Annotated in this window: 21 protein-coding genes; 7 read left to right on the top strand and 14 right to left on the bottom strand. The window is 68.4% G+C overall.

Going from position 1 to position 24,818, the window contains the following annotated elements; genetic code table 11:
- The 4 genes from QMZ25_RS05855 to QMZ25_RS05840 form a co-directional block, all read right to left on the bottom strand.
- The coding region (locus QMZ25_RS05855; protein WP_283219260.1) for a sporulation protein at nucleotides 1-633 on the bottom strand (633 nt) is incomplete at its 3' end.
- A 21-nt stretch (nucleotides 634-654) separates the two neighbouring features.
- On the bottom strand, nucleotides 655-2,343 hold the full coding sequence (gene argS, locus QMZ25_RS05850; protein ID WP_053516518.1) for an arginine--tRNA ligase: 1,689 nt from the start codon (nucleotides 2,341-2,343) through the stop codon (nucleotides 655-657).
- Nucleotides 2,344-2,458: 115 nt separating this feature from the next.
- Nucleotides 2,459-3,163, bottom strand: coding sequence for a DNA repair protein RadC (gene radC, locus QMZ25_RS05845; RefSeq protein ID WP_065174506.1), 705 nt, complete (start codon nucleotides 3,161-3,163; stop codon nucleotides 2,459-2,461).
- A gap of 70 nt (nucleotides 3,164-3,233) precedes the next feature.
- A complete protein-coding gene (locus tag QMZ25_RS05840) occupies nucleotides 3,234-3,860 on the bottom strand; it encodes a response regulator transcription factor (protein WP_065182003.1) in 627 nt (208 codons plus the stop codon).
- A gap of 227 nt (nucleotides 3,861-4,087) precedes the next feature.
- Between QMZ25_RS05840 and coaBC the strand changes: the two genes are divergently transcribed.
- Genes coaBC through QMZ25_RS05825 form a run of 3 tightly spaced genes read left to right on the top strand, consistent with a single transcriptional unit; the run spans nucleotide 4,088 to nucleotide 8,175 of the window.
- The gene (gene coaBC, locus QMZ25_RS05835; RefSeq protein ID WP_053516507.1) at nucleotides 4,088-5,350 is read left to right on the top strand and encodes a bifunctional phosphopantothenoylcysteine decarboxylase/phosphopantothenate--cysteine ligase CoaBC; all 1,263 of its coding nucleotides are present in this window, start codon (nucleotides 4,088-4,090) and stop codon (nucleotides 5,348-5,350) included.
- Entirely contained in the window at nucleotides 5,347-5,820 is a 474-nt protein-coding gene (gene dut / locus QMZ25_RS05830) for a dUTP diphosphatase (RefSeq protein ID WP_283219259.1), read from the top strand. Before coaBC ends, dut begins: the two co-directional genes overlap by 4 nt.
- Before the next feature lie 12 nt (nucleotides 5,821-5,832).
- Nucleotides 5,833-8,175, top strand: a complete 2,343-nt coding sequence (locus tag QMZ25_RS05825; protein WP_283219258.1) for a phosphomannomutase/phosphoglucomutase — start codon at nucleotides 5,833-5,835, stop codon at nucleotides 8,173-8,175.
- A 38-nt stretch (nucleotides 8,176-8,213) separates the two neighbouring features.
- Here QMZ25_RS05825 and QMZ25_RS05820 read toward each other — a convergent pair whose 3' ends face one another.
- The 8 genes from QMZ25_RS05820 to pyrE all read right to left on the bottom strand — a co-directional run bounded on the left by QMZ25_RS05820 (nucleotide 8,214) and on the right by pyrE (nucleotide 17,641).
- Nucleotides 8,214-8,927: a response regulator transcription factor gene (locus QMZ25_RS05820; protein ID WP_053516504.1), complete on the bottom strand. Its 714-nt coding sequence runs from the start codon at nucleotides 8,925-8,927 to the stop codon at nucleotides 8,214-8,216.
- Nucleotides 8,908-11,562, bottom strand: a complete 2,655-nt coding sequence (locus QMZ25_RS05815) for a sensor histidine kinase KdpD (RefSeq protein WP_283219257.1) — start codon at nucleotides 11,560-11,562, stop codon at nucleotides 8,908-8,910. The genes QMZ25_RS05820 and QMZ25_RS05815 overlap by 20 nt, the downstream gene beginning before the upstream one ends.
- A 36-nt stretch (nucleotides 11,563-11,598) precedes the next feature.
- On the bottom strand, nucleotides 11,599-12,249 hold the full coding sequence (gene kdpC / locus QMZ25_RS05810; RefSeq protein ID WP_111186476.1) for a potassium-transporting ATPase subunit KdpC: 651 nt from the start codon (nucleotides 12,247-12,249) through the stop codon (nucleotides 11,599-11,601).
- Nucleotides 12,246-14,303 (bottom strand): potassium-transporting ATPase subunit KdpB, encoded by a 2,058-nt coding sequence (gene kdpB, locus QMZ25_RS05805; protein WP_053516502.1) that lies wholly within the window; start codon nucleotides 14,301-14,303, stop codon nucleotides 12,246-12,248. Before kdpB ends, kdpC begins: the two co-directional genes overlap by 4 nt.
- Before the next feature lie 10 nt (nucleotides 14,304-14,313).
- Nucleotides 14,314-16,020 (bottom strand): potassium-transporting ATPase subunit KdpA, encoded by a 1,707-nt coding sequence (gene kdpA, locus QMZ25_RS05800; RefSeq protein WP_283219256.1) that lies wholly within the window; start codon nucleotides 16,018-16,020, stop codon nucleotides 14,314-14,316.
- Nucleotides 16,021-16,032: 12 nt separating this feature from the next.
- Entirely contained in the window at nucleotides 16,033-16,125 is a 93-nt protein-coding gene (locus QMZ25_RS05795; protein WP_053516498.1) for a potassium-transporting ATPase subunit F, read from the bottom strand.
- A 174-nt stretch (nucleotides 16,126-16,299) separates the two neighbouring features.
- Nucleotides 16,300-16,962 (bottom strand): hypothetical protein, encoded by a 663-nt coding sequence (locus QMZ25_RS05790; RefSeq protein ID WP_065181997.1) that lies wholly within the window; start codon nucleotides 16,960-16,962, stop codon nucleotides 16,300-16,302.
- A gap of 19 nt (nucleotides 16,963-16,981) precedes the next feature.
- Nucleotides 16,982-17,641, bottom strand: coding sequence for an orotate phosphoribosyltransferase (gene pyrE, locus QMZ25_RS05785; RefSeq protein WP_065174233.1), 660 nt, complete (start codon nucleotides 17,639-17,641; stop codon nucleotides 16,982-16,984).
- 162 nt (nucleotides 17,642-17,803) lie between these two features.
- Here pyrE and QMZ25_RS05780 point away from each other — a divergent pair, with 162 nt between their 5' ends.
- The 3 genes from QMZ25_RS05780 (at nucleotide 17,804) to QMZ25_RS05770 (ending at nucleotide 20,214) form a co-directional block, all read left to right on the top strand.
- A complete protein-coding gene (locus QMZ25_RS05780) occupies nucleotides 17,804-18,604 on the top strand; it encodes an exodeoxyribonuclease III (RefSeq protein WP_053516492.1) in 801 nt (266 codons plus the stop codon).
- Nucleotides 18,601-19,905 carry an MFS transporter gene (locus QMZ25_RS05775; RefSeq protein WP_283219255.1) on the top strand — a complete coding sequence of 435 codons (1,305 nt, stop codon included), beginning with the start codon at nucleotides 18,601-18,603 and terminating at the stop codon, nucleotides 19,903-19,905. Before QMZ25_RS05780 ends, QMZ25_RS05775 begins: the two co-directional genes overlap by 4 nt.
- 78 nt (nucleotides 19,906-19,983) lie before the next feature.
- The gene (locus QMZ25_RS05770) at nucleotides 19,984-20,214 is read left to right on the top strand and encodes a hypothetical protein (RefSeq protein ID WP_053516488.1); all 231 of its coding nucleotides are present in this window, start codon (nucleotides 19,984-19,986) and stop codon (nucleotides 20,212-20,214) included.
- A gap of 204 nt (nucleotides 20,215-20,418) precedes the next feature.
- Here QMZ25_RS05770 and QMZ25_RS05765 read toward each other — a convergent pair whose 3' ends face one another.
- Entirely contained in the window at nucleotides 20,419-21,546 is a 1,128-nt protein-coding gene (locus QMZ25_RS05765; protein WP_283219254.1) for an anhydro-N-acetylmuramic acid kinase, read from the bottom strand.
- Nucleotides 21,547-21,610: 64 nt separating this feature from the next.
- A complete protein-coding gene (locus tag QMZ25_RS05760; RefSeq protein WP_053516486.1) occupies nucleotides 21,611-23,083 on the bottom strand; it encodes a peptidoglycan DD-metalloendopeptidase family protein in 1,473 nt (490 codons plus the stop codon).
- A 168-nt stretch (nucleotides 23,084-23,251) separates the two neighbouring features.
- Here QMZ25_RS05760 and tyrS point away from each other — a divergent pair, with 168 nt between their 5' ends.
- A complete protein-coding gene (gene tyrS / locus QMZ25_RS05755; RefSeq protein ID WP_283219253.1) occupies nucleotides 23,252-24,463 on the top strand; it encodes a tyrosine--tRNA ligase in 1,212 nt (403 codons plus the stop codon).
- The last annotated feature ends 355 nt before the right edge of the window (nucleotides 24,464-24,818 follow it).

Below are 24,818 nucleotides of genomic sequence, written 5' to 3'. Positions count from 1 at the left end.
GGCCGGTGCCGCAGCGGCGGCCGGCGGCGCGTCCACGCGGGCGGCCTGCGCGGTCGATGCCGTGCTGGTCGCCGCCGGGCTGGTCGTGGCCGGTGCAGCCGTTGCCGGGCGTTCGCTCAGCGGGGCAGGCAGCGGACGGCTGGTCGCGGTCACCGGTGCCGTGCTGGCGACACTGGCCGTTGCGGTCGGTGCCGGCGTTGCGGGGACCGGTTTGCCTTCCAGCGCCGCCTGCGCGCGCTGCGCTTCGGCCTTGGCCCGGCGCTGTTCCTCGGCGCGGGTGCTGGCAGCCAGTTCGGCATCGGACATCTCCACTTCCTTGCCTGGCAGCAGGGTGTAGAAGTCGTACTGGGTCGCCGCCGGCTTCTCGGCTTCGGCCGGTTTCGGCGTGGCCGGTTGTGCGGCCGGCTGCGTGCCGACATCGCTGTCGGCATCGGCGACCGGCGCCGGCTGCGCGTTCGGGTTCGGCTGCGGACCGGCGCGCAGGAAGCCATCGCCCTCGCCCTTGAACAGATTCGGCGCCGCCAGGAACACCACGGCGGCGATGGCCACACCGGCGACCAGCCACACCCATCCCGGGGTGCCCTGGCTGCTGCTGTTGCGTCGTGCCTGGTTTTTGCCGCGTCGTGCTGCCATGTGTACTGCGTCTCCTGATGCTTACATTTTTTCCGGGGCGCTCACGCCCAGGAGGTCGAGGCCATTGGCCAGCACCTGACGCGCCGCGCAGGCCAGCGTCAGCTTGGCGTTGCGATCGTCGGCGTCGTCCACCAGCACCGGTGTCCCGTGATACCACGTGTGGAAGGCATGCGCCAATTCACGCAGGTACTGCGCCACCAGATGCGGCTCCAGCGCCACGCCGGCGGCTTCGACCACTTCCGGATAGCGCGAGATCTCGTTCATCAGCAGCAGCGAGGCGTCATCGGCCAGGCGCACGAGCTGACCCAGGCCACTGCCCTGGTCATAGGCCAGGCCCTTCTCCTGCGCCTGGCGGAGCAGGCTGCACACGCGGGCATGCGCGTACTGCACGTAGAACACCGGGTTGTCGTTGCTCTGCTGGCGGGCCAGATCGATGTCGAAGGTCAGCTGCGAATCGGGCTTGCGCGCGATCAGGAACCAGCGGGTCGCATCGCGTCCAGCTTCTTCGATCAGGTCGCGCAGGGTGAAGTAGCTGCCGGCACGCTTGGACAGCTTCACTTCCTCGCCGCCGCGCATGACGGTGACCATCTGATGCAGCACATACTCGGGCCAGCCCTGCGGGATGCCCACTTCCAGCGCCTGCAGGCCTGCACGCACGCGCGCCAGCGACCCATGGTGGTCGGCGCCCAGCTCGGTGATCGCGCGCTCGTAGCCGCGCTGCCATTTGGACAGGTGGTAGGCCACGTCCGGCACGAAGTAGGTGAAGGTGCCGTCGGACTTGCGCATCACGCGGTCCTTGTCGTCACCGAAGTCGGTGCTGCGCAGCCACAGTGCGCCGCCTTCCTCGTAGGTGTGGCCGGACGCCTGCAGCTTGGCCACGGTTTCGGCGACCTTGCCATCGGCGTACAGCGAGCTTTCCAGGAAGTAGATGTCGAAATCGACGCCGAACGCGGCCAGGTCCAGGTTCTGCTCGTTGCGCAGGTAGGCCACCGCGAAGCGGCGGATCGCCTGCATGTCGTGCGGATCCTTGGCGCCGACCACGAGGGTGCCTTCCAGGTCGACGCTGGCGCCGGCCATGTAGGCTCGCGCGACATCGGCGATGTACTCGCCGCGGTAGCCGCCTTCCGGCCAGCCCTCCTGGTCGGGGGCGATGCCCTGGACGCGGGCCTGCACCGACAGCGCCAGGTTCTCGATCTGCACGCCGGCGTCGTTGTAATAGAACTCACGCTTGGCGTTCCAGCCGTTGGCGTCGAGCACGCGGGCCACGCAGTCGCCGATCGCCGCAGCGCGGCCATGGCCGACGTGCAGCGGACCGGTCGGGTTGGCCGACACATACTCCACGCCCACCGTGCGGCCGTTGCCGGACAGGTTGCGCCCGTAGTCGTGGCCTTCCTTGATGACCGAGGCGGCTTCGCGCTGGTACGCGGCCGGAGCCAGATGGAAGTTGATGAAGCCGGGTCCGGCGATCTCGACCTTGCTGACGTCCTCGCTGCGCGGCAGCGCCTCGACCAGTGCCTGCGCCAGTGCGCGCGGGTTGCTGCGCGCGGCCTTGGCCAGCAGCATCGCGGCGTTGGTGGCGAAGTCGCCATGGTCACGGGTCTTCGGGCGCTCGACCACGAAGTCCGGCGGCAGGGAGTCGGCGGGCAGGGTGCCATTGGCGCGCAAGGCTTCGATGCCTTGGCTGATCAGGGCGCGGAGGAGATTTTTCACGAGGCCTGCTGTGAGAATGAGCGGCGGAATCGCCCATTTTAGCGCAGATGCCGGCGGCCACGCTGACCGTTGCCTGCCTGTGCGGTCCCCCCGGGGTCGGCCGGGGGGCCGGGGCTCAGCCGAACAGGCGGGCCTGGCGCTGGCCCAGCAGGCCACGTTCAGCAAACGAAACAGGGCGGCCTTCGCCCACTACGAAATGGTCGAGCAGGCGGATGTCGACCAGGGCAAGGGCCTGCTGCAGCTCCTCGGTGATGCGCGCGTCGGCCGGCGATGGCTCCGGGTCGCCGGACGGGTGGTTGTGGCTGATGATCACGGCGGCGGCATTGAGCTGCAGGGCGCGCCGCACGACCTCCCGTGGATAGACCGCCGCTGCGGTGAGGGTTCCGGCAAACAGTTCCTCGCACGCGATCAGCCGGTGGCGGTTGTCCAGGAACAGCACCAGGAACAGTTCGCGGGCCTGCCCGCGCAGACGGTGCTGCAGGTAGCGCCCCACCGCCCCGGGATTGTCGCCAACTGCTTCGCCGTGCTGCAGTTCGGCGGCCAGGTACCGGTGGGCCAGTTCCAGGCCGGCGGCCAGGGTGCAGCTGCGGGCCGGCCCCAGCCCGGGCAGCCGTGCCAGCTCGCCGGCAGGCCGGTCCAGCAGTACCCGCAGCGGACCGTGCGCGTGCAGCAGGTCGCGTGCGGTCTGCACGGCATCGCGGCCGCCGACCCCGGAGCCGAGGAACAGCGCCAGCAACTCCGCGTCGGACAGCATGGTGGGACCCCGCGCCAGCAGCTTCTCGCGGGGACGTTCCTGTTCAGGCCAGTCATGGATGGGCATGCCTGCATCATCGCCAGCGGCGCCCGGCGCTCCCATCGGCGCTTGCCGCCGATGACCGTCAGCCGATGCCTCAATCGCGCACGGTCTTCAGGTAGTCGAACAGTTCCTGGTTGCTCTGCAGTCCCAGCTTGCGCTTGGCCTCGGCCTTCTGCCGGCTGATCGTCTTCGGGCTGCGGCCGCAGCGGGCCGCGATGGCGTTGATGTTCAGGCCCTCGGCGAGCAGCTGCAGGACTTCCTGCTCGCGCGCGGAGAGCGAGACCGGTGTGCGCTGGAACAGCAGGTCGCGCGACTGCAGGTGATGACGCAGCTGCTGTGAGACGAAGACCTGGCCGGACATGGCTGCCGCGAGCGCCATCGGCAGTTCGGCAAAGCCGGCGCATTTGTCGACCAGGCCATCGATGCCTTCGCGCAGCAGCCTGTCCAGCAGTCCCGGGTGGCGCGCTCCGGTCAGCACCACCACCGGCAGGCCCGGATGACGCTCGCGCAGTGCGCCCAGCAGCGCAGGGCCGTCGGGGCCGGCGCCGGGCATGGACAGGTCGGTGAGGACGGCATGGCAGGTTTCACGCTGCAGCAGGTCGAGCAGCTGGGCACCGTCGGCCGCGCTGCCGGCCACCTGCATCTGGTGAGCCTCCAGCACGATACGGATGCCATGCAGTACAACCGGATGGTCGTCGGCGATGATGATGCGCGGTTGCACGCGGGATCCTCGGGGAAGCGGAGCGGCGCACCGGAGGTGGCCAGTACCGATTCTGCAAAGCCGACCCGGGCACGGGTATAGGAAAGTTCCGAATCATCGGCGGGTGAACCCGGGAACTGCGGTAGTGGAAGTTCCATCTGCTGATAGCTGCCAGCTATGTGCGCTGTGCATCGGGACATTACCGACCATCGGGTAAGCTAGCGCCCTCGTTTGCACAGGAATTCCAGGTGGCTGACTCCCCCAACGCATCCCCCGCGCCGGCCGGCGCGCTGGAAGGCCAGAAACTGCTGTTGTGTGTCGGCGGCGGGATTGCGGCTTACAAGGCCCTGGAACTGGTGCGGCGGCTGCGCGATGCCGGGGCGCTGGTGCAGGTGGCGATGACTGCCGGCGCCCAGCAGTTCGTGACCCCGCTCAGTTTCCAGGCCCTGTCCGGGCAGCCGACCCGCACTACGTTGTGGGACAGCGCCGCCGAACAGGCCATGGGCCACATCGAGCTGGCGCGCTGGGCCGACCGCATCGTGATCGCACCGGGCACCGCCGACCTGCTGGCGCGCCTGGCCCATGGTCACGCCGACGACCTGGTCAGCACGTTGTGCCTGGCCAGTACCGCGCCGCTGACCGTGTGTCCGGCGATGAACCATCGCATGTGGCTGCATCCGGCCACGCAGGCCAACGTCGCACTGCTGCGCCAGCGGGGCGCGCAGGTGATCGGACCGGTCGACGGGCCGTTGGCCGAGGGTGAGTCCGGCCCGGGGCGGCTGGCCGAGCCGGGTGACATCGTTGCCGCGCTGGCGGCCAACGGCAATGCCGTGGCGCCTGCCGCGCCCTCGGCAACCCGCGCGCTGCAGGGACTGCGTGTGCTGATCAGCGCCGGACCCACCTACGAGGACATCGACCCGGTGCGCTACGTCGGCAACCGCAGCAGCGGCAAGATGGGCTTCGCACTGGCCGCGGCCGCGGCGACGATGGGGGCGCAGGTGGTGCTGGTCAGTGGTCCCGTGCAGCTGCCGACGCCGGTTGGCGTGCAGCGCGTCGATGTGCGCTCGGCCGCACAGATGCGCGACGCCGTGCTCTCATCGCTGCCGGCCGACATCTATATCGGTGCCGCCGCCGTGTCCGACTACACCCCACGGCAGGTGGCGCCGCAGAAGCTGAAGAAGACCGCCGACAGCCAGTCACTGGTGATCGAACTGGTGCGTACCCCGGACATCCTGGCCGAGGTGGCCGCGCAGACGCAGTCGCTGAAGCTGGTGGTCGGTTTCGCCGCCGAAACCCACGACGTGGAGAAGTACGCGCGTGGCAAGCTGGTCGACAAACGCCTGGATCTGGTGATCGCCAACCAGGTCGGCATCAGTGGCGGTGGCTTCGAAAGTGACAACAACGCCGCCACGGCCTTCTGGCAGGATGGCGAACAGGTATTCCCGGCGACCTCCAAGCGCGAGCTGGCCGAACAACTGCTGGCGCTGATCGCGCGGAGACTTCAGGCATGACCCAGGTGATTTCATCGCAACCGTTGCGGGTCAAACTGCTCGATCCGCGCTTCGGCGACAGCTGGCCGCTGCCGGCGTATGCCACCGAGGCCAGTGCCGGCATGGACCTGCGCGCAGCGCTGGACACCGCGCTGACTTTGCAGCCGGGCGATACCGCGCTGGTTCCCAGTGGCCTGGCCATCCACATTGCCGATCCGCACCTGTGCGCGGTCATCCTGCCGCGTTCGGGCCTGGGCCATCGCCACGGCATCGTCCTCGGCAACGGCACCGGCCTCATCGACGCCGACTACCAGGGTCCGCTGCTGATCAGCGTCTGGAACCGGGGCCGCGAGGCCTTCACGATCGAGCCGGGTGACCGCATCGCGCAGCTGGTGGTGGTTCCGATTGCCCGCGTCAGCCTGCAGGTGGTGGATACTTTCACCGACAGCGTGCGGGGAACGGGTGGATTCGGCCATACCGGGGTGCGTTGACGGGGGACATCGATGAGCGGCATCGGGGAAAGGCAGCAGGGACGGTCGTTGGGGCGCAGCGCACCGCTGCTGGCAGTGCTGCTCGTGTTGCTGGCCGGCTGGTTCGGCTGGAGCGCCGTGCAGCAGTGGCGCCAGGAGGCAGGTGGCAAGGCGCTGGAAGAGGCGCGTGACCAGGCCGTGCAGGGCCTGCAACAGGCCGCCAGCGGCCAGTTGCAGCAGCTGCAGCAGCAGTTGAAGAACGAGCGTCTGCAGCAGGCGCTGCAGGCCGGCGATGCGTCCGCCGCTGCGCTGGCCCTGCGCGAGAGCTGGTCCGGCGTGGAGCGGGTGGAGGTGCTGGGCGCCGACCTGGCCGCTGCCTACGCCGATCCGGCCACCTTTGGCTATGCGCGCCTGGCCCTGCTGGAGCAGGCATTGGGCGAGGACCGGCCGAGCCTGCGGGTGGTCCGCGATGGGGGAGGCAACCGCCTCGGCCTGGCTGCGCCGGTGCAACTGGGCAGTCTGGGGCCGGCGGTCGTCTACGTCCGTCAGCCGCTGCTGCGCCTGACCGCGCCGCTGGATCAGATCCGCGCACCTGCCAGTGGTTTCCTCGGCCTGCGCCAGGGCACGCACGATCTGGTCACCCAGGGCGATTCCGGCCTGGCGCAGATCGCCGAGGCGCAGGCAAGGCCGATTGCCGGCACCCCGCTGCGGCTGGCAGCGGCCGTGCCCAACGTCGAACCCGGCCCGCTCGGTCTGGGCGCGCTGGCCAGCGGCATCGTCGCGCTGCTGCTGGCCTTCATCGCCGTGCTGCTGCTGGTCGGTCGCGACCGCCTGCCGAAGCGCCTGCCGCTGCCGCGGCGCACGTCCGCCGTCGAGGTGGATGAGGGCCCGACGCTGCGCGAGAGCCTGCAGATGGCGCCGCCACAGGCCGCCGAAGCTGCCGCCGACGCCACAGTGGCCCCTCCGCCGCCGGTCCCGGCGGAAGCGCTGGCAGCGGGCATCTTCCGGGCCTACGACATCCGCGGTGTGGTGGGCAGCGAACTGACGGCAAAGACCGCCGCGCTGATCGGCCAGGCCATCGGTACGGCTGCGCTGGAACAGGGCCTGCGCGAGGTGGTGATCGGCCGTGACGGGCGCCTGTCCGGCCCCGAGCTGGCAGCCGGCCTGGCCGAAGGCCTGCGCCGTGCCGGCTGCGCGGTCATCGACATCGGCCTGGCGCCCACGCCGGTCGTCTATTACGCCGCATTCCACCTGCGTACCGGCACCTGCGTGGCGGTGACCGGCAGCCACAATCCTCCCGAGTACAACGGCTTCAAGGTCGTCATCGGCGGCGAAACGCTGGCCGGCGATGCCATCACCGGCCTGTACCAGCGCATCGTCGAGGGTCGCCTTGTGCAGGCGGCCGAACCGGGTGACTACCAGCAGCGCGATGTCGGCGCCGATTACATCCAGCGGATCGCCGACGACGTGCAGCTCGACCGCCCGCTGAAGGTGGTGGCCGACGCCGGCAACGGGGTTGCCGGTGCGCTGGCCCCGCAGCTGCTGGAAGCGATCGGTGCCGAGGTGATTCCGCTTTACTGCGATGTTGATGGCACCTTCCCCAATCATCATCCCGACCCCAGCGAGCCGGACAACCTGCAGGACCTCGTACAGACGGTCAAACGCTTTGGCGCTGATCTCGGCGTGGCCTTCGACGGTGACGGCGACCGCCTGGGCGTGGTCACCGGCGAGGGCAGGATCATCTACGCCGACCGCCTGCTGATGCTGTTCGCCGCCGATGTGCTGATGCGCAATCCCGGGGCGATGGTGATCTACGACGTGAAGTGCACGGGCAAGCTGTCTGACCACGTGCTGCGCAACGGCGGCAGCCCGCTGATGTGGAAGACCGGGCACTCGCTGATGAAGGCGAAGATGCGCGAGACCGACGCCGAGCTGGCGGGCGAGATGAGCGGCCACTTCTTCTTCAAGGAACGCTGGTTCGGCTTCGATGACGGGCTGTACGCCGCCGCGCGCCTGCTGGAGATCCTGGCCCAGCGCGAGGAAACCCCGGATGAGGTGCTGTCCGGACTGCCGGAGATGGTGGCTACACCGGAGCTGAAGGTGCCGGTGTCCGAGGGCACGCCGCACGCCCTGGTGGCGATGCTGGTGGCGGCAGCGCAGTCGCCGGACAACCCGTATGTGGGTGGCCGCCTGTCGACCATCGACGGCCTGCGTGTGGATTTCCCCGACGGCTGGGGACTGGTGCGCGCCTCCAACACCACCCCGGTACTGGTGCTGCGCTTCGAGGGCGACGACGAGGCGGCGCTGGAGCGCATCCAGGCACTGTTCCGCAGCCAGCTGCAGCCGGTCGTCGGCGACACCCCGCTGGGGTTCTGATCGATCCGGGTGGGTGCCGACCGTTGGTCGGCACACCCTCACCCCTTGAACCGCAATCCGACGCCAGGTTCGGTGAACAGGTAGCGTGAATCCAGCGCCGAATCGCCCAGCTTGTGCCGCAGCTTGCCCACCAGGATGCGCAGGTAGTGCGTGTCGTGCTGGTGGGTGGGTCCCCAGATCTCCTGCAGGATCTGCGGCTGGGTGACCACCCGGCCGGCATTGCGCAGCAGCAGCGACAGCAGCGCGTACTCCTTGCGGGTCAGCGCCACCGGTTCGCCCGCGATCGCCACCTCCCGGCGCACCAGGTCCACATGCAGATGGCCGTCGTCGAATACCGGAGGCGTGCCATCGGTCGGCACGCTGCGTGTCCGCAACAGCGCGCGCACCCGCGCCATCAGTTCCTGCGTGCCGAAGGGCTTGGTCACATAGTCGTTGGCACCGTTGTCCAGCGCCCGCACCTTTTCCGCTTCTCCGGCACGCACGGTCAGCATGATGACCGGCACCTGGCTCCATTGCCGCAGCTGCTCCAGCACCTGGTGGCCCTCCATGTCCGGCAGACCGATATCCAGGATCACCAGGTCCATGTCCTCGCTGGCAGCCAGCTGCAGGCCTTCCTGGCCGGTCGCGGCCTGCCTGACCTGATAGCCCTGCGCCCGCAGGCTGATATCCAGGAAACGGCGGATCTGGGTCTCGTCATCGATCACCAGCACGCGCGGGGCCGGTACGCTCGCATCAATCGGGGTCGGGCTCATCGTGGGAGGCTGGCTTGAGCAGGGGCAGGGTGATGCGGATCAGGGTACCGCGACCGTCACGTCCCGGCAGCGCCTGCACGCTGCCGCCATGCGCGCCGATCATTCCCTGGCAGATGGTCAGGCCCAGACCGGTACCATGGCGGCCACGGTCGCCACGCTCGACGCTGTAGAACATGTCGAAGATGCGTGCCCGCTCTTCGTCGGGGATGCCGGGACCGGCATCGATCACGTCGATGCGCAGTTGGCCGTCCAGTTCGCGCGCCTGCACCTGTACCGCGGCATCGGCGGGGGAGAACTTGGCCGCGTTCTCCATGACATTGAATACCGCCTGCTCGACCAGCGCCGGATGCACCCAGATCGGCGCCAGGGTCGGCGGGATATCCAGTTCCAGCCTCACGTTGGGCTGGTAGCGCTGCAGCCGTCGCGCGGCCGACCCGATCAACTCGTCCACCCCGATCCAGTCGCGGTTGATCTTCAGGCCTTCGTGGCCCAGCCGGGTCATGTCCAGCAGGTTCTGGATGTAGCGGTCCAGCCGTTCGCCTTCGACCAGGATGGTGTCCAGCAGCGCGCGGCGGTCAGCCACGTCCATCGCCGTGCCATAACTGGCCAGGCTGTCGGCCGATCCGATCATCGCCGCCAGCGGCGAGCGCAGATCGTGCGATACCGAAGACAACAGAGCAGAGCGCAGGCGCTCGGTCTCGTTGCTGACGTGCGCCCGCTCCAACTCGGCCACCAGCCGCGTGCGCAATGCCGCCTGGGCAATGTCGTCCACCATCGCTTCGGCGAGTTGGCGCTGCTCGGGCAGCAGGCGTGCACCTGGCAGATACAGGCCGGCCACGCCGATTGCACGGTCCTCGCCATCAAGCAGGGGCAGGAACCACCATTGCGCGCCGGCCAGCGTATCGGTGAAACGCCCGCTGGGCTGGCCGTGGCGCAGTGCCCAGTCGGCGGCAGCCAGGTCGGTGTCGCCGGGCAGGGTGCGGCCGCCGGCGGTGGTGTCCACGCCGATCCGCAGCCATGCCGGCACGTCCATCGCCTGCTCCAGCGCATGGCGGCCGGCCAGTGCCACCTCGCCATCGCCGGCAGCGCTGGCCAGCTGTCGCCCCAGCTGCTGCCGCGCGCGCGCATGCCGGTTGGCGGCCCGCAGGGCGATCACCTGCATGCGCAGCCGTGATGCCAGGCGCCCGGCCACCAGTGCCGCTGCCAGGAACAGGAACACGGTGATCACGCCTTGGCGTGCGCCGATGGCGAAGGTGAAGCGTGGTGCGATGAACAGGAAGTTGTAGGCGAGGAAGCACAGGATCGCGGCCATGACCGCCACGCTGGCGCGGGTGCGGGCTGCGACCAGCACGACCGCCACGATGAACACCATCGACAGGTCGGCCATGCCCACCCAGCGTTCAACCAGCCACGCGACCAGGCAGGCCAGCGCGGTGGCGAGCAGGGCCTGCAGTGGTTCGTGGTTGATGCCGCGCGCCGGCGGCAACAGGCCTTCGCGGCGCGAACGCGCACGTGCCTGCGGCGTGCTGATGATGGTGATCTCGTAGTGCGCACCGCGCTGGATCAGCTGCTGGGTCAGGGTGCGGTTGAACATCCGTGCCAGCGGCCGCTCGCGGGTGCGGCCCAGCACCAGGGTCGAGACACCGTTGTGCGCGGCGTGGTCGAGCAGGGCATCGGCGATGCTGGAGCCATGCAGCAGTTCGGCATCGCCGCCCAGGCGACGTGCCAGCGCGAACGCCGCGTCGATCTCGCGTCGGGTCGCTTCGTCCTGGCGTCGTCCCTGCACCGTCACCACCGTCCACGGCGCATCGCGCCGTTCGGCAATGCGGCGCGCGACCCGCACCAGATACTCGCTCTGCCCGCCACCATCGATCGCCACCAGTACGCCGCGGCGCAGCGGCAGGTTGCCCTCGCCGCGTGCGGCACGGGTCTCGCGCAGGCTGCTGTCGACACGATCAGCGGCTTCCTGCATGGCCAGCTCGCGCAGTGCGGTCAGGTTGGCCGGCGAGAAGAACGACTGCAGTGCCTGTGCCGCCTGCTCCGGCACGTACACCTTGCCCTGCTGCAGGCGGGCGATCAGTTCGCGTGGCGGCAGGTCCACCAGCACGATGTCGTGCAGGCGGTCGAGCACACCGTCCGGCACGGTTTCGCTGACCCGCACCCCGGTGATGCGCATCACCACGTCATTGAGGCTTTCCAGGTGCTGGATGTTGACCGTGGTCCAGACATCGATGCCCGCATCCAGCAGCTCCATGACATCCTGCCAGCGTCGCTCGTGGCGGCTGCCCGGTGCATTGCGATGTGCCAGTTCGTCGACCAGCACCAGCGCCGGGCGCCGCGCCAGCACGGCATCCAGGTCCATTTCCTGCAGGGCGTGGCCGTGGTAGGCCACGTCCTTCAGCGGCAGCCGTGGCAGTCCTTCCAGCAACGCCTGGGTATCGGCACGGCCATGCGTCTCCACCAGCCCCACCACCAGGTCGACCCCCCGGCGCAGCTGTTCCTGCGCGCGGTTGAGCATCGTGTAGGTCTTGCCCACGCCCGGCGCCGCGCCGAGGAATACCGTCAGCTTGCCACCGGCTTCGCGTTGCAGGCCTTCCACCAGGGCGTCGGCCTGGCGGGTTCGCAGGTCAGTCATGGCGGCCATTGTGCGCGCAGCGGGTGCACGATCGCATCACGGCCTGGCGGCTGCGTGGTCCAGCGCGAAGTTCAGCGTCACCACGTTCACCCGCGGCTGGCCGAACAGACCCCATTGGCGTCCCTCGGTGTGGGCCTGCAGCAGCGCCTGCACACGTTCCACCGGCAGGCCCCGGGCACGCGCCACGCGGGCCACCTGCAACTGCGCCGCCGCCGGCGTCAGCTGCGGATCGAGCCCGCCGCCGGATTGGGTGACGAGGTCCGCCGGCACCTGGTCCGGTGCGACGCCTTCGCGCGCTGCGACCGCAGCCGTGCTTGCGGCGACGCGCTCGGTCAACGCAGGGTTGCTGCGTGCCAGGTTGGAGCCGGCCGCCGCCATCGGGTCATAGTTGGCGGCCGATGGCCGCGCCTGGAAGTAGCCATCGCCAGCGAACGGCTGCGCCAGCCACGCCGACGCACGCACTTGGCCGCTGCCATCGCGCAGCAGGCTGCCTTCGGCCTGCATCGGGTACGCCAGGCCGGCAAAACCGGTGGCGATGCCGGCGTAGACCGCACCGGCCAGCAGCAGGGTCGCCACACCCAGGCCGATCGCCGGGCGCCAGCTGGCGTCGTCCTGCAGGCGGGCCATGCGGGATGCGGCCTTGGCTTCGCGCGGAAGGGAAGAAGAAGTGGAAGCAGAGCGGTTCATGAGCCGGATACCAGGACAAGAAGGAGGTCGATCGCCTTGATCGCCGCGAACGGCAGCAGCACGCCACCCAGGCCGTACACCAGCATGTTCCGGCGCAGGAGCGCGGTGGCCGTGGCCGGGCGGAAGCGCACGCCCCGCAGAGCCAGCGGAATCAGAGCGGGAATCACCAGGGCGTTGAAGATCAGCGCGGCCAGCACCGCGTTGCGCGGACTGGACAGCTGCATCACGTTCAGCGCTGCCATCGCGGGTACCGCCGCGGCGAACAGCGCCGGCAGGATCGCGAAGTACTTGGAGACATCGTTGGCCAGCGAGAAGGTGGTCAGCGCCCCGCGGGTGATCAGCTGCTGCTTGCCTACTTCCACCACCGCCAGCAGCTTGGCCGGATCCGAATCCAGGTCGACCATGTTGCCTGCTTCCTTGGCGGCCTGCGTGCCGGAGTTCATGGCCAGCCCGATGTCGGCCTGGGCCAGCGCCGGCGCATCGTTGGTGCCATCGCCGACCATCGCCACCAGACGGCCCCCGGCCTGTTCCTGGCGGATGCGTGCCAGCTTGTCCTCGGGCCGGGCTTCGGCGATGTAGTCGTCGACGCCGGCTTCGGCAGCGATGGCGGCCGCGGTCAGCGGGTTGTCACCGGTGATCATCACCGTCCGGATGCCCATCGCCCGCAGCTGTGCGAACTTCTCGCGCATGCCGTGCTTGACCACGTCCGACAGTTCGATCACGCCCAGCACATGGCGACCTTCCGCCACCACCAGCGGCGTGGCGCCGTTGCGGGCGACCTGTTCGACGCGCCCGCCCAGCTCGGCCGGCACCACGCCTCCCTGCGCCTGCACATGGTTGCGGATCGCATCCAGCGCACCCTTGCGGATCTGCCGGCCATGGGCAAGGTCAACGCCGGACATGCGGGTCTGCGCACTGAAGGCCAGGTAGACGGCCTGCTCCGGCTCGGCGGTGGTGCACCCCTGCTCGCGTGCCAGGCGCACGATCGACTTGCCTTCCGGGGTCGGGTCGGCCAGCGAGGACAACAGGGCCGCGTCGCGCAGCTGGCTGGCGTCGATTCCCGCCAACGCATGGAAGTGGCTGGCCTGGCGGTCGCCGTAGGTGATGGTGCCGGTCTTGTCCAGCAGCAGCACATCGACGTCGCCGGCCACTTCCACCGCCTTGCCCGACTTGGCCAGCACGTTGGCCGCCAGGGCGCGGTTCATGCCGGCGATGCCGATGGCCGGCAGCAGTCCGCCGATGGTGGTCGGGATCAGGCAGACCAGCAGTGCGATCAGCAGCAGTGGATCGACCTGGACGCCGACATGGGCGCCGATGGCAGGCAATGTCGCCACCACCACCAGGAAGGTCAGCGTCATCGCCGCCAGCAGCAGGGTCAGGGCGACCTCGTTCGGTGTCTTCTGCCGGTTGGCGCCTTCCACCAGCGCGATCATCCGGTCCAGGAAGCTGTGGCCCGGCTCGGCGGTCACACGCACGACGATCTGGTCGGACAGCACCTTGGTACCGCCGATCACGCCGGAGCGATCGGTACCCGCTTCGCGCAGCACCGGTGCCGATTCGCCGGTTACCGCCGCTTCGTTGATGGTGGCCAGGCCCTGCACGATCTCGCCATCGGCTGGCACCAGCTCGCCGGCACTGACGATGACGTGGTCGCCCGGGCGCAGTTCGGCGGCCGGCACCTGCGTTTCTGCGGCTCCTGGCTGCGGGGCGGCCAGTCGGCGCGCCACCAGGTCCTGGCGGGCACGGCGCAACGATGCGGCCTGGCCCCGCCCGCGTGCTTCGGCGACAGCCTCGGCGAAGTTGCCGAACAATACGGTGACCAGCAGGATCGCGGTCACCGCCAGGCCGAAGCCCAGTGGAGCGTTGCCGGTCAGGGTGATGATCGCGGCGACGATCGTGCCGGCCATCACCACCGCCATCACCGGGCTGCGCACCAGATGCATCGGCGAGAGCTTGCGTACGGCGTCGACCAGTGCGCGGCGCAGGCCGGCCGCATCGAGCAGGGCAGGGCGTGACGCAAGCGGGTTACGGGTTGAGGTTGCGTGGCTACTCATGGGGGTGTCCTCAATGCAGTCCCAGGCTCAGGTGGTCGGCGATCGGGCCAAGCACCAGCGCCGGCATGAACTGCAGCACGGTCAGGATGACGATCACCGACACCAGGGTCAGGGCGAACGTCGGGGTTTCGATCTGCAGGCTGCCCGCTGATTCCGGTGCCTGCCGCTTGGCGGCGAGCTGGGCAGCAACCACCAGCGGAATCACCAGCAGCGGAAAGCGACCCAGCAGCAGCACCAGCGAACAGCTCAGGTTCCACCACGGCGTGGCATCACCCAGTCCCTCGAAGCCCGAACCGTTGTTGGCGTAGGCCGATACGTATTCGTAGAACACCTGGCTGATGCCGTGGAAGCCGGGATTGGAGGTGCCGGCCAGGCCGGGCACGGCCAGAGTGACCGCGGTGAACACCAGCAGGGTGATGGGCTGCAGCAGCACCAGCAGGGCCAGCAGGCGCACCTGCGGGGTCTCCAGCTTGCGACCGAACAGTTCCGGCGTCCGGCCCGTCATCAACCCCGCCAGGAACACGCCCAGCAACAGGTAGACGATGAACTGCTGCAGGCCGCAGCCGATGCCACCCCAGATCGCACTGACCAGCATGTTGACCAGGGCAATGCCACCGCTCAGCGGGGCCAGCGAATCGTGCATGCCGTTCACCGAGCCATTGGACACCTGCGTCGTCACCGCCGCCCACAACGCGGTGCCGTCGGCGCCGAAACGTACTTCCTTGCCCTCCATCAGCAGGGGCGTGGCCGCACTGGCACTGTGGCCTTCGCTCCACACCATGGCGCCGGTGGACAGCAGCGACATTCCCAGCATGCAGACGAACACCAGCGCGCCGAAGCGACGTCGCCCGGTGAATGCCCCGATCATGAAGATCACCGCCATCGGTACCAGCAGGATGCCGATCACTTCGAGAAGGTTCGAAACCGGCGTCGGATTCTCCAGCGGGAAGCTGCTGTTCGGGCCATACCAGCCGCCGCCGTTGGCGCCCAGCTGCTTGGCGGCGACCATCGCCGCGACCGGACCCAGCGGCAGCTTCTGCGTCGTCATGCCGGCGGAGGCATCGATCGGCGTAGCCTGCGGCCCCGCCGCCAGCGTCGACGGCACGCCCTGGCTGGTCAGCAGCAGTGTCCACAGCAGGCACAGCGGCAACAGGACGCGCACGCACAGGCGCACCACGTCGGTGTAGTAGTTGCCCACTGCGACCTGGCGGTCATCGTCGGCGCTGCCTGTGGCCGACTGCGGCGCCGGCGCGAACAGCGCGCGCAGTGTGGCCACCGCCAGCGCCAGGCCCATCATCGGGGTCACCACCTGCAGACCAGTGATCCCGGTCATCTGCGAGAGGTAGGACAGCTGCGCCTGGCCCGAATAGTGCTGCTGGTTGGTGTTGGTCAGGAACGAGATCATCGTGTGCAGCGCGGTGTCCCAGCGCATGTTCGGGATCTGGTCCGGATTCAGCGGCAACCACGCCTGGGTCATGAACACCGCCAGGGTCAGCACCGCCACCACCCCATTGCTGAGCAGGAATGCCAGCACGTAGCCACGCCAGGACATCGAGCGTGCGGGATCGACGCCGAAGACCTTGTACAGCGGCGTTTCGATCCAACGGAACAGCACGTCGACCTTCATCGGCGTGCCCCGCATCACGCGCGCCAGGTACAGTCCCAGCGGCCATGCCAGCGCGACGCTGGCAGCAAGAATGACAAGAATTTCAATCATGGCCGGCTCCGCTCAGAACGACTCGGGCCGCAGCACGACATACAGAAGATAGGCGGCGGCGATCAGCACCAGCACGCCACACACCAACGACAGCCAGGGGGACATGGGAATTGCGTCCTGGTGGAACCCCTCCACCTCAGGCCGTCATGGTCGGCCTGCGCCCCGTAAACGCACTACCCGGCGGACCGGGCCGGCGCGTAAAGACTGCATAAATTCCGCGCGTCAGGCCGTAACCTGGCCACGGGTAGCGCCGGGCCATGCCCGGCGGCAGGCGCGTTTTCAGCCAGCCGGGGCAGCCGGCGCCAGGCCCTTCAGCTCGCGATAGCGCTGCAGGGTGCTTTCGATCTCCGCCTTCAACGCCTGCTGCTGCTGCAGGAAGCCGGACTGCAGGCGCTGCTGCGACTGCAGCTGTACGTGCCGCTGGCGGATCGCTTCGGCCTGCGGGTCGCCCACCTTGGCGCCCGCCAGCTCGCGGTCGCCGGCCGCCGACAGCAGCGCGACCAGCGATTCACGCAGGCTGGCCACGTTGTACTGGGCGGTCTTGAGGTTGTTGTCGAGCACTTCCTGGCGCTCGGCGAACACCCGCCGCAGGTCGTCTTCGCTGCCGTAGGTGGTCAGCATCGCCTGCTCGGTGCGCTGGCGGGTCTGCTCGGCCATCCGGTCCAGCTGCTGCTGTGCCGCCGCGGTACTGGCGGCGGCACGTTCTTCGTCGGTCAGCGCGCGCTGCACCTGCGCATTGCGCAGCCCACTGCGGGCATTGAACTCGTCGCGCGCGTGGTTGACCGCATCGGCAGGAAGCGCATCGGTGCAGATCCGCTCCTGGCCCTCGTTCCAGCAGTACAGCTTCTTCTCGACCTTGTCGCCGCCCCGCGACTGCCCCGCCACGATGAACGGCAGGGCCAGCAGCAGGCCGGCGAAGAGAACAGCAGGAATTCGGGACATGCGACCTTCCCCCTGGCGGTCAGCGTGTGGAGCGGACGCCGTACTGGGCCCGATAGGCTTCCAGCGGCTGCCGGTAGCCGACAAGTTCCGGGTTTCCCGAGGCGAAATCAAGCAGGTCGCCCAGCGAAGCCACTGCGATCACCGGGATGCCGGCTTCCTCGGCCACTGCCTGCGCCGCGGAGCGGCGATCGGCTTCCGAAGCGATCTCCTGGCGATCCAGAGCGACCACAATGCCGGCCGGAGTGCCGCCTGCCGCGCGGATGATGGCCAGCGCTTCGCGGATCGCAGTACCCGCAGTGATCACGTCATCGACGATCAGCACGCGCTTGCCATTCATGTCGGCGCCGATCAGCTGGCCGCCTTCGCCATGGTCCTTGGCTTCCTTGCGGTTGAACGACAGCGGCAGGTCGCGGCCACGCTGGGCCAGCTCGCAGGCCATTGCCGTGGCCAGCGGAATGCCCTTGTAGGCCGGGCCGAACACCACGTCGTACTTGACCCCGCTGGCGTCGATGGCATCGGCATAACAGGCGCCGAGCTGGGACAGCAGCGAGCCGGAGTCGAAGCGACCGGCGTTGAAGAAATAGGGGCTCAGCCGGCCGGACTTGAGGGTGAACTGGCCGAAGCGCAGGGCGTCGGCGGTCAGGGCCAGCTGCAGGAAACGGTGACGGTGGTCGCTCATCAAAACTCGATTCATCTTCATTTGGAGCACAAATCCTAATGCAGCCGGGCCTTCCGCGCTCGTCGGCGCTCTTCCGGGGGGCCGTCCGGCCGCGTCCGCCGGACTGCGCAGCCCAGCAGCCAACCGGTATGCTTGCCCGGTTTCCCGCCGTAGGTCCCCCGCATGCGCATCATCAGTTTCAACGCCAATGGCATCCGTTCCGCCGCGACCAAAGGCTTCCTCGACTGGTTCCGCGCCCAGGACGCCGACGTCCTGTGCCTCCAGGAGACCAAGGCCCAGGAAGACCAGCTGACCGACCCGATGTTCCGGCCCGACGGACACCATTGCTTCTACCGCGATGCCATCACCAAGAAGGGCTACAGCGGCGTGGCGATCTACAGCAGGCGGGAACCGGACCAGGTCATCACCTCGCTGGGCTGGGCGCCGTTCGACGATGAGGGGCGCTATATCGAGGCGCGCTTCGGCAACCTCAGCGTGGTGTCCTTCTACATTCCGTCCGGCAGCTCCGGCGACCTGCGCCAGGGATTCAAGTTCGAAGTGATGGAGTGGCTGCGGCCGATCCTGGAGGAGTGGGCGCGCAGCGGTCGCGACTACGTGCTGTGTGGCGACTGGAACATCGTGCGGTCGGCGCTGGACATCAGGAACTGGAAGTCCAACCAGAAGAATTCCGGCTGTCTGCCCGAAGAGCGCGACTGGCTCAACGCGCTGTGCGCTGATCATGGCCAGGCCACCGACGTGGCGGCCGGTCGTGGCTGGGCCGATGCGTATCGCCTGCTCAATCCCACCGGGGAGGACTACACCTGGTGGAGCAACCGCGGGGCGGCCCGCGCCAACAACGTGGGATGGCGCATCGACTACCAGTTCATCACGCCGGGCCTGCGCGACAAACTGCGTGGCTGCTCGATCTACCGCGAAGAGCGCTTCTCCGACCACGCCCCGTTCACCGTGGACTACGACCTGTGAGCGAGGCGGCCAGGCCGGTCAGCTACAAAGGCTGGGCAGGAATCAAGCGCGCCTTCGGTACACCGTCGGCGCTGACCATGGCCATGCTGGGTTTCGGCAGTGGCCTGCCGTTCCTGCTGATCGCGTCGCAGACCTTGTCCACGCGCCTGCGCGATGTGGGGCTGGACCTGGGCAGCATCGGCCTGATCAGCCTGGCCAGTTTCTTCTACCTGCTCAAGTTCCTGTGGGCACCGCTGCTGGATCGGTATGCCTTCCCGTTGCTGGGCCGGCTCGGCCGTCGTCGCTCCTGGCTGTTGGTATCGCAGGTCATGGTGCTGGTCGGACTGATCGCGCTGGCCTTCGTGCGCCCCGAACAGGGCGTCTGGCCCCTGGTGATGTGGGTGCTGGCGGCGTCCTTTGCCGGCGCCACCCAGGATTCGGCCGTGGATGCCTACCGTATCGAGATCGCGCCGCAGACCGCTCAGGCCGCGCTGGCGGCCACCTACACGTTGGGTTACCGGATCGGCCTGATCCTGGCCGGTGCCGGCGCGCTGTATCTGGCCCAGTTTGAAGGCTGGGTCATCGCGTATCTGGCAATGGCCGCCCTGATGCTGCTGCCGATCATCACCACGCTGCTGTGCGCCGAACCGGAGCGTCCCGCCACCGCCGTGCAGCGCCGCATCGATGTCGCCGAAGCCTTCGTCCAGCCGATCACAAGTTTCTTCAGCCGCAACGGCGCGGCATTGGCGCTGGTGTTGCTGGCCTTTGTCGGCCTGTTCAAGTTCCCTGACCAGGTGATCGGGGTGATGGCGGGGCCGTTCTACCTCGATTCCGGCTTCGACAAGGCCGACATCGCCACGGTCTCCAAACTGTTCGGGGTGTGGATGGGCATCGGCGGTGCCTTCCTGGGAGGCATCGCGGTGGCCGCGTTTGGCTTCCGGCGCATGCTGCTGGTGGCGGCACTGGGCGTGGCGCTGTCCAATCTGGCCTTCCTGCTGATGGCGCACAACCCGGGCAAGCTGTGGGCGTTCTATGCCGCCCTCAGTGCCGACAACCTGTTCCAGGGCTTTGCAGGCACCGTGCTGGTCGCCTTCATGTCGTCGTTGACGGACCGCAACTTCACCGCGACCCAGTATGCGCTGCTGGTCTCGCTGGCCAACCTGCCCGGCAAGTTCGTCGGCGGTGTGTCGGGCTACATCGTCGAGGCCACCTCCTACAGCACGTTCTTCATCCTCAGCTCGGTCACCGTGGTGCCGACCCTGCTGCTGCTTGTCTGGCTGTGGCCGCGCATCGTCGACCGCGGGCCACCGCCGGCCGCCTGATTGCCTGCCCGCCCGGTCTGCGGGATCATCGCCCCCGACGCGCCGAGGGGGCGGTGCCCTGCGAACGGGGAAGTGAGCATGGCTGATGTTGTGCTGCGGGACCTGGACCCGCTGCTGCTGGAACGCATCCGGCGGGTCGCGGTTGCCCGTGGCTGGAGCCACGAACAGACCTGTGCGGCGTTGCTGGAACAAGGGTTGTTCAGCAGCGAGCTGGAGGTCCGTTCCGGTTTTGGCGATACCGAGGTCGATGCGCTCGCTGCGGCCATCATCGCGCTGCAGGCGCTGCCGGCCGGGCAGGGCTTCGATTGATCTGATGCCTCACCGCCGGGCATGGCCCGGCGCTACCAGTTGGTCGCCGAAGGGCGCGCGCCGGGCCACGCGCGGCGGAGGGGCCGAAGGGGTAGCGCCGGGCCATACCCGGCGGAGGATGCCGAAGGGGGTAGCGCCGGGCCATGCCCGGCGGAGGATGCCGAAGGGGGGAGCGCCGGGCCATGCCCGGCGGAGGGGGCCGCCTCACGCCAGATGGATCGCGCCGAGAATCCGCGGTCCCTTTGCGCCGGTGACACTCGGCAGGTTACCCGCCAGCCCGTCCATCGTCCGCTGCGCCAGCCAGGCGAAGCCCATGGCTTCCACGTACTCCGGGTCCAACCCATGCACGGCGCTGGATTCCACCTGCAGCGCCGGCAGCCGTTCGGCCAGCCGTTTCATCAACTGCCGGTTGTGCACGCCGCCGCCACAGACCAGCAGGCGGCGTGTCTGCGGCTGCTGCGCCAGCAGCGCATCGGCCACGGTCGCCACGGTCAGCTCAAGCAGGGTCGCCTGCACATCGGCAGCGGCGTACTGGCCTTCACCCATGTGCGCCTCCGCCCACGCCAGATGGAACTGTTCGCGACCGGTACTCTTCGGCGGGGGCAGGTCGAACCAGGGGTCCGCACGCCAGCCCGCCAGCAGGGGGCCATCCACCACACCGCTGGCGGCATAGGCGCCTTCGGCATCGAAGGTGCGTCCGGTGTGGCGCTGGCACCAGGCATCCATCAGCGCATTGGCTGGACCGGTGTCGAAGCCGCGTACGGCACCCTCCCGCGGGATCAGGGTCAGATTGGCGATGCCGCCCAGGTTGAGCACGGCCCGGTCCTCGTCGGCCGTGCCCAGCATGCCGAGGTGGAAGGCCGGCATCAGCGGTGCGCCATGACCGCCGGCAGCCACGTCGCGGCGACGGAAATCGCACACCGTGGTGATCCCGGTCAGCTCGGCGATGCGGTTGCCGTCGCCCAGCTGCACGGTGAAGGCCGGATCGGCCAGCGGCCGGTGGCGCACGGTCTGTCCATGCGAGCCGATCGCCCGCACCCGGGTGCGGTCCACGCCGGATTCGTCCAGCAACTGGTTGGCGGCCTCGGCGAAGGCGATCGCGATCCGCGCGTCGAGTTCGCCAAGCTCCTCCAGCGACGCCAGCGGCCCCCCTTCGCCCAGCGCCACCAGCCGCGCGCGCAGCAGGGGCTCCCAGCGCGCCGTCAGGCCATGCACGAAGCGGCAGCCGCCCTCGTCGGGAAACTGCACCAGTGCGGCATCGATACCGTCGGCGCTGGTGCCTGACATCAGGCCCAGGTACAGGGGAGTGTTGGCGTCGACAGGTGTGCTCATGGCGCGCAAAAAAAAAGGACGCGGCAAGCTTGGGCTGCCGCGTCCTTGTTCGTCAACGCAGGTCTCAGCCGCGCTTGCGCCCGCGGGTCTGCGTGTCCTTGGCGCTGGCCACCTCTGTGGCCGCCTCGTCCCGACCGGTCGGCGCCGGGCTGGCGTCGGCGTAGATCAGCTTCTCCATGCCCTGGATGCGCGCCATCGCCGGCGCGGTCTGGGCGCGGAAGGCGGCCAGCTCGGCGCCCTTGAGCGGCTCCGGCGGCGGCATGGTCACCGTCAGCGGGTTGCGGTGCACGCCGTTGACGCGGAATTCGTAGTGCAGGTGCGGGCCGGTGGCCAGGCCGGTCGAGCCGACGTAGCCGATCACCGTGCCCTGCGCCACGCGCTGGCCGGTGCGGATGTTCGCAAAGCGCGACATGTGCCCGTACAGGGTGGTGTGGCCACGACCGTGGTCGAGGATCACCACATTGCCGTAGCCGCGTTGCACGCCGGCGAACTGCACGCGCGCATCGCCGGCCGCCATGATCGGCGTGCCGGTGCGGGCGGCGTAGTCCACGCCCTTGTGCATGCGCATCTTGCCCAGCACCGGGTGCTTGCGCGCGCCGAAGGTCGAGCTCAGGCGCGCGAACGGGATCGGCATGCGGATGAAGCTCTTCTTCAGCGAGCGCCCATTGATGTCGTAGTACTCGGACTTGCCGTTGCGTTCGAAGCGGAAGCCCGAATAGGTCTTGCCGCCGGTGGTGAAGGTCGCTGCCAGGATCTTGCTGGTATCGACCTTTTCGCCCTCGCGCCAGGTCTCATCCATCACCACGCTGAAGCGGTCGCCCGGCTGCAGGTCCTTGGAGAAGTCGATGTCGTACTTGAAGATGTCGTCGGTCATGGTGGCGATCGCCGACGGTGACAGCCCGGCCCGGCGCGCTGCGGCATACAGCGAACTGGTGATCTCACCACTGGTGACCACCGTGCGCGTGGAGGTCTCGCGCTTGGTCACGGTTTCCTTGATGTTGTCGCCGGCCAGGCTCAGCTCGACCCGGTTCTCGCCGTCGCGGTCGAAGCGGATGCTGCGCAGGTCGCCGGACAGCGGCATGTCGAAGGCGATCTCGGCGCCCGGACGCAGCTTCGTCAGCGATTCGCGGGCACCGGGGTGGTCCAGTACGCGGTGCAGGGTGGTCGCCGGAATGCCGGCCTGGTCGAACAGCTCGCTGAGGGTCTGGCCACGCTGTACGCGCAGGACCTGCCAGCTGTCACCGGGCACCTGCTGCTGGCGGGCCAGCGACAGCGGCGGCAAGGGCAGGGCCAGGCTGGTGTGGCTGTCGGCGTAGGGGGCGTCGATGGTGTGCGAGAAACCGGGGACGATCGTGGCGACCAGCGCACCGATGGTCGCGAACAGGCTGGCATGCATCCAGTGACGCCGGGTCCAGCGCTCATTGAAGGCGGCGGGAAGATGTTGCCTGAGCTTCCGATGCAGGGCGTTGTCGTGCAGGACGTGAAGGCGTTCCTGGAAGCGCTGCTTGCGTGCGCGCCCTTGTTCGGAGTTGTGCATCGGCGGTTTTTCCTGGCTGGCCCGCGAGCGCGGGCCTGAACGCCGGTTACCATAGACACCTGAGAAAAGCGCGTCAAACCCTTGTGCCCATTGGCTTTTGTGAAGCCAATCGGGTTAACTTGGCTTTAACACCCCCACACAAGAATCGGCGTTGCCGGGAGTAGTCACGTGTCCTCGATTGAAGAAGCCCTTTCCCTGATCGGCCGTGGTGCCGACGAGATCCTCAAGCTCGAGGATCTGCGTGCGCGCCTGCAGGAAGGCCGTCCGCTGCGGATCAAGGCTGGCTTCGACCCCACCGCGCCGGACCTGCATCTGGGTCATACGGTGCTGCTGAACAAGATGCGCCAGTTCCAGGACCTCGGTCATCAGGTCATCTTCCTGATCGGCGACTTCACCGGCATGATCGGCGACCCTTCGGGCAAGAGCCTGACCCGCAAGCCGCTCAGCCGCGAGGATGTGCTGGCCAATGCCCGCACCTACGAGGAACAGGTGTTCAAGGTGCTGGACCGCAGCCGTACCGAAGTCCGCTTCAATTCGGAGTGGTTCGGCAGCATGGGGGCGGCCGACATGATCCGCCTGGCCGGCCAGCACACCGTGGCACGCATGCTCGAGCGCGACGATTTCGCCAAGCGCTACGCCGCACAGCAGTCCATCGCCATCCACGAGTTCCTGTACCCGCTGGTGCAGGGCTACGACTCGGTCGCCCTGGAGGCGGACGTCGAACTGGGCGGTACCGACCAGAAGTTCAACCTGCTGATGGGTCGTGGCCTGCAGGAACACCACGGGCAGAAGCCCCAGGTGGTGTTGACCATGCCGCTGCTGGAAGGTCTGGATGGCGTCAACAAGATGTCCAAGTCGCTGGGCAACTACATCGGCATCAGCGAGCCGGCCATCGACATCGTCACCAAGACCATGAAGGTGGACGATGCCCTGATGTGGCGCTGGATCGAACTGCTGTCCTTCGATATCAGCCAGACCGAGGCCGCGCAGCTGCGGGAGCAGGTGGCCAGCGGCGGTCTCAACCCGCGCGTGGTGAAGCTGCGCCTGGCGCGGGAGCTGGCAAGCCGCTTCCACGACGCCGCAGCCGCCGAGCAGGCCATTGCCGGCTGGGAAGCGGCGGTGACCGGACAGGGCGACATCACCCAGTTGCCGCTGCAGGACGTGGCGATTCCGGCCGAAGGCCTGCGCATCGCGGCGCTGCTGACCGCTGCCGGGCTGACCCCGAGCAACTCCGAAGCCAACCGCAAGCTCAAGGAGCGCGCCGTCAAGGTGGATGGCGAGGTCGTGGAAGATGGTCAGCAGGTGCTGCAGCCGGGCTTCGAAGGCCTGCTGCAGGTCGGCAAGCGCACATTCGCCCGTGTGCGCCTGATCGCGGCCTGAGACCTGTCGGACAAGCGCCGGGCACGCGCCCGGCCGCTCGTGGCGCCGTTCATCGGGCGCCTGTCGGATGAACGGTGCCAACATCCGATGAAAAAAGTCGCCACACCCCCTTCACAAATGGGGCGAACAGGGACATACTTTCCCTCCCCCGTCGCAGGGGCCGCCAACAAGGGGCTTGAGCGACACAAGGGCGCCCACCACCCCGAACGAGATGATCGAACGAAGGTGTTGACGGACTGAAAAAGTCTGGCATAATGGGCGGCTCGCTACGAAGGAAACTTCGCGGCACACGGGAACGGCGCTGAGGCCACTTCCCCGGATCTTTGAAAGTATGCGCAGGTATCTTGTGAAGGCG

Source organism: Stenotrophomonas sp. RS-48 (assembly GCF_030053245.1).
GTDB lineage: Bacteria > Pseudomonadota > Gammaproteobacteria > Xanthomonadales > Xanthomonadaceae > Stenotrophomonas > Stenotrophomonas maltophilia_P.
The sequence above is the reverse complement of the archived record's forward strand: the minus strand, read 5'-3'. Positions and strand labels throughout refer to the sequence as shown.

Coding starts and splice junctions, on each gene's coding strand:
- QMZ25_RS05815 (WP_283219257.1), bottom strand. CDS start 11,562: ATGACTGACCTGCGAACCCGCCAGGCCGACGCCCTGGTGGAAGGCCTG.
- dut (WP_283219259.1), top strand. CDS start 5,347: ATGACCCAGGTGATTTCATCGCAACCGTTGCGGGTCAAACTGCTCGAT.
- QMZ25_RS05795 (WP_053516498.1), bottom strand. CDS start 16,125: ATGTCCCCCTGGCTGTCGTTGGTGTGTGGCGTGCTGGTGCTGATCGCC.
- kdpB (WP_053516502.1), bottom strand. CDS start 14,303: ATGAGTAGCCACGCAACCTCAACCCGTAACCCGCTTGCGTCACGCCCT.
- QMZ25_RS05760 (WP_053516486.1), bottom strand. CDS start 23,083: ATGCACAACTCCGAACAAGGGCGCGCACGCAAGCAGCGCTTCCAGGAA.
- QMZ25_RS05765 (WP_283219254.1), bottom strand. CDS start 21,546: ATGAGCACACCTGTCGACGCCAACACTCCCCTGTACCTGGGCCTGATG.
- kdpA (WP_283219256.1), bottom strand. CDS start 16,020: ATGATTGAAATTCTTGTCATTCTTGCTGCCAGCGTCGCGCTGGCATGG.
- QMZ25_RS05780 (WP_053516492.1), top strand. CDS start 17,804: ATGCGCATCATCAGTTTCAACGCCAATGGCATCCGTTCCGCCGCGACC.
- pyrE (WP_065174233.1), bottom strand. CDS start 17,641: ATGAGCGACCACCGTCACCGTTTCCTGCAGCTGGCCCTGACCGCCGAC.
- QMZ25_RS05820 (WP_053516504.1), bottom strand. CDS start 8,927: ATGAGCCCGACCCCGATTGATGCGAGCGTACCGGCCCCGCGCGTGCTG.
- radC (WP_065174506.1), bottom strand. CDS start 3,163: ATGCCCATCCATGACTGGCCTGAACAGGAACGTCCCCGCGAGAAGCTG.
- QMZ25_RS05790 (WP_065181997.1), bottom strand. CDS start 16,962: ATGTCCCGAATTCCTGCTGTTCTCTTCGCCGGCCTGCTGCTGGCCCTG.
- QMZ25_RS05770 (WP_053516488.1), top strand. CDS start 19,984: ATGGCTGATGTTGTGCTGCGGGACCTGGACCCGCTGCTGCTGGAACGC.
- QMZ25_RS05825 (WP_283219258.1), top strand. CDS start 5,833: ATGAGCGGCATCGGGGAAAGGCAGCAGGGACGGTCGTTGGGGCGCAGC.
- kdpC (WP_111186476.1), bottom strand. CDS start 12,249: ATGAACCGCTCTGCTTCCACTTCTTCTTCCCTTCCGCGCGAAGCCAAG.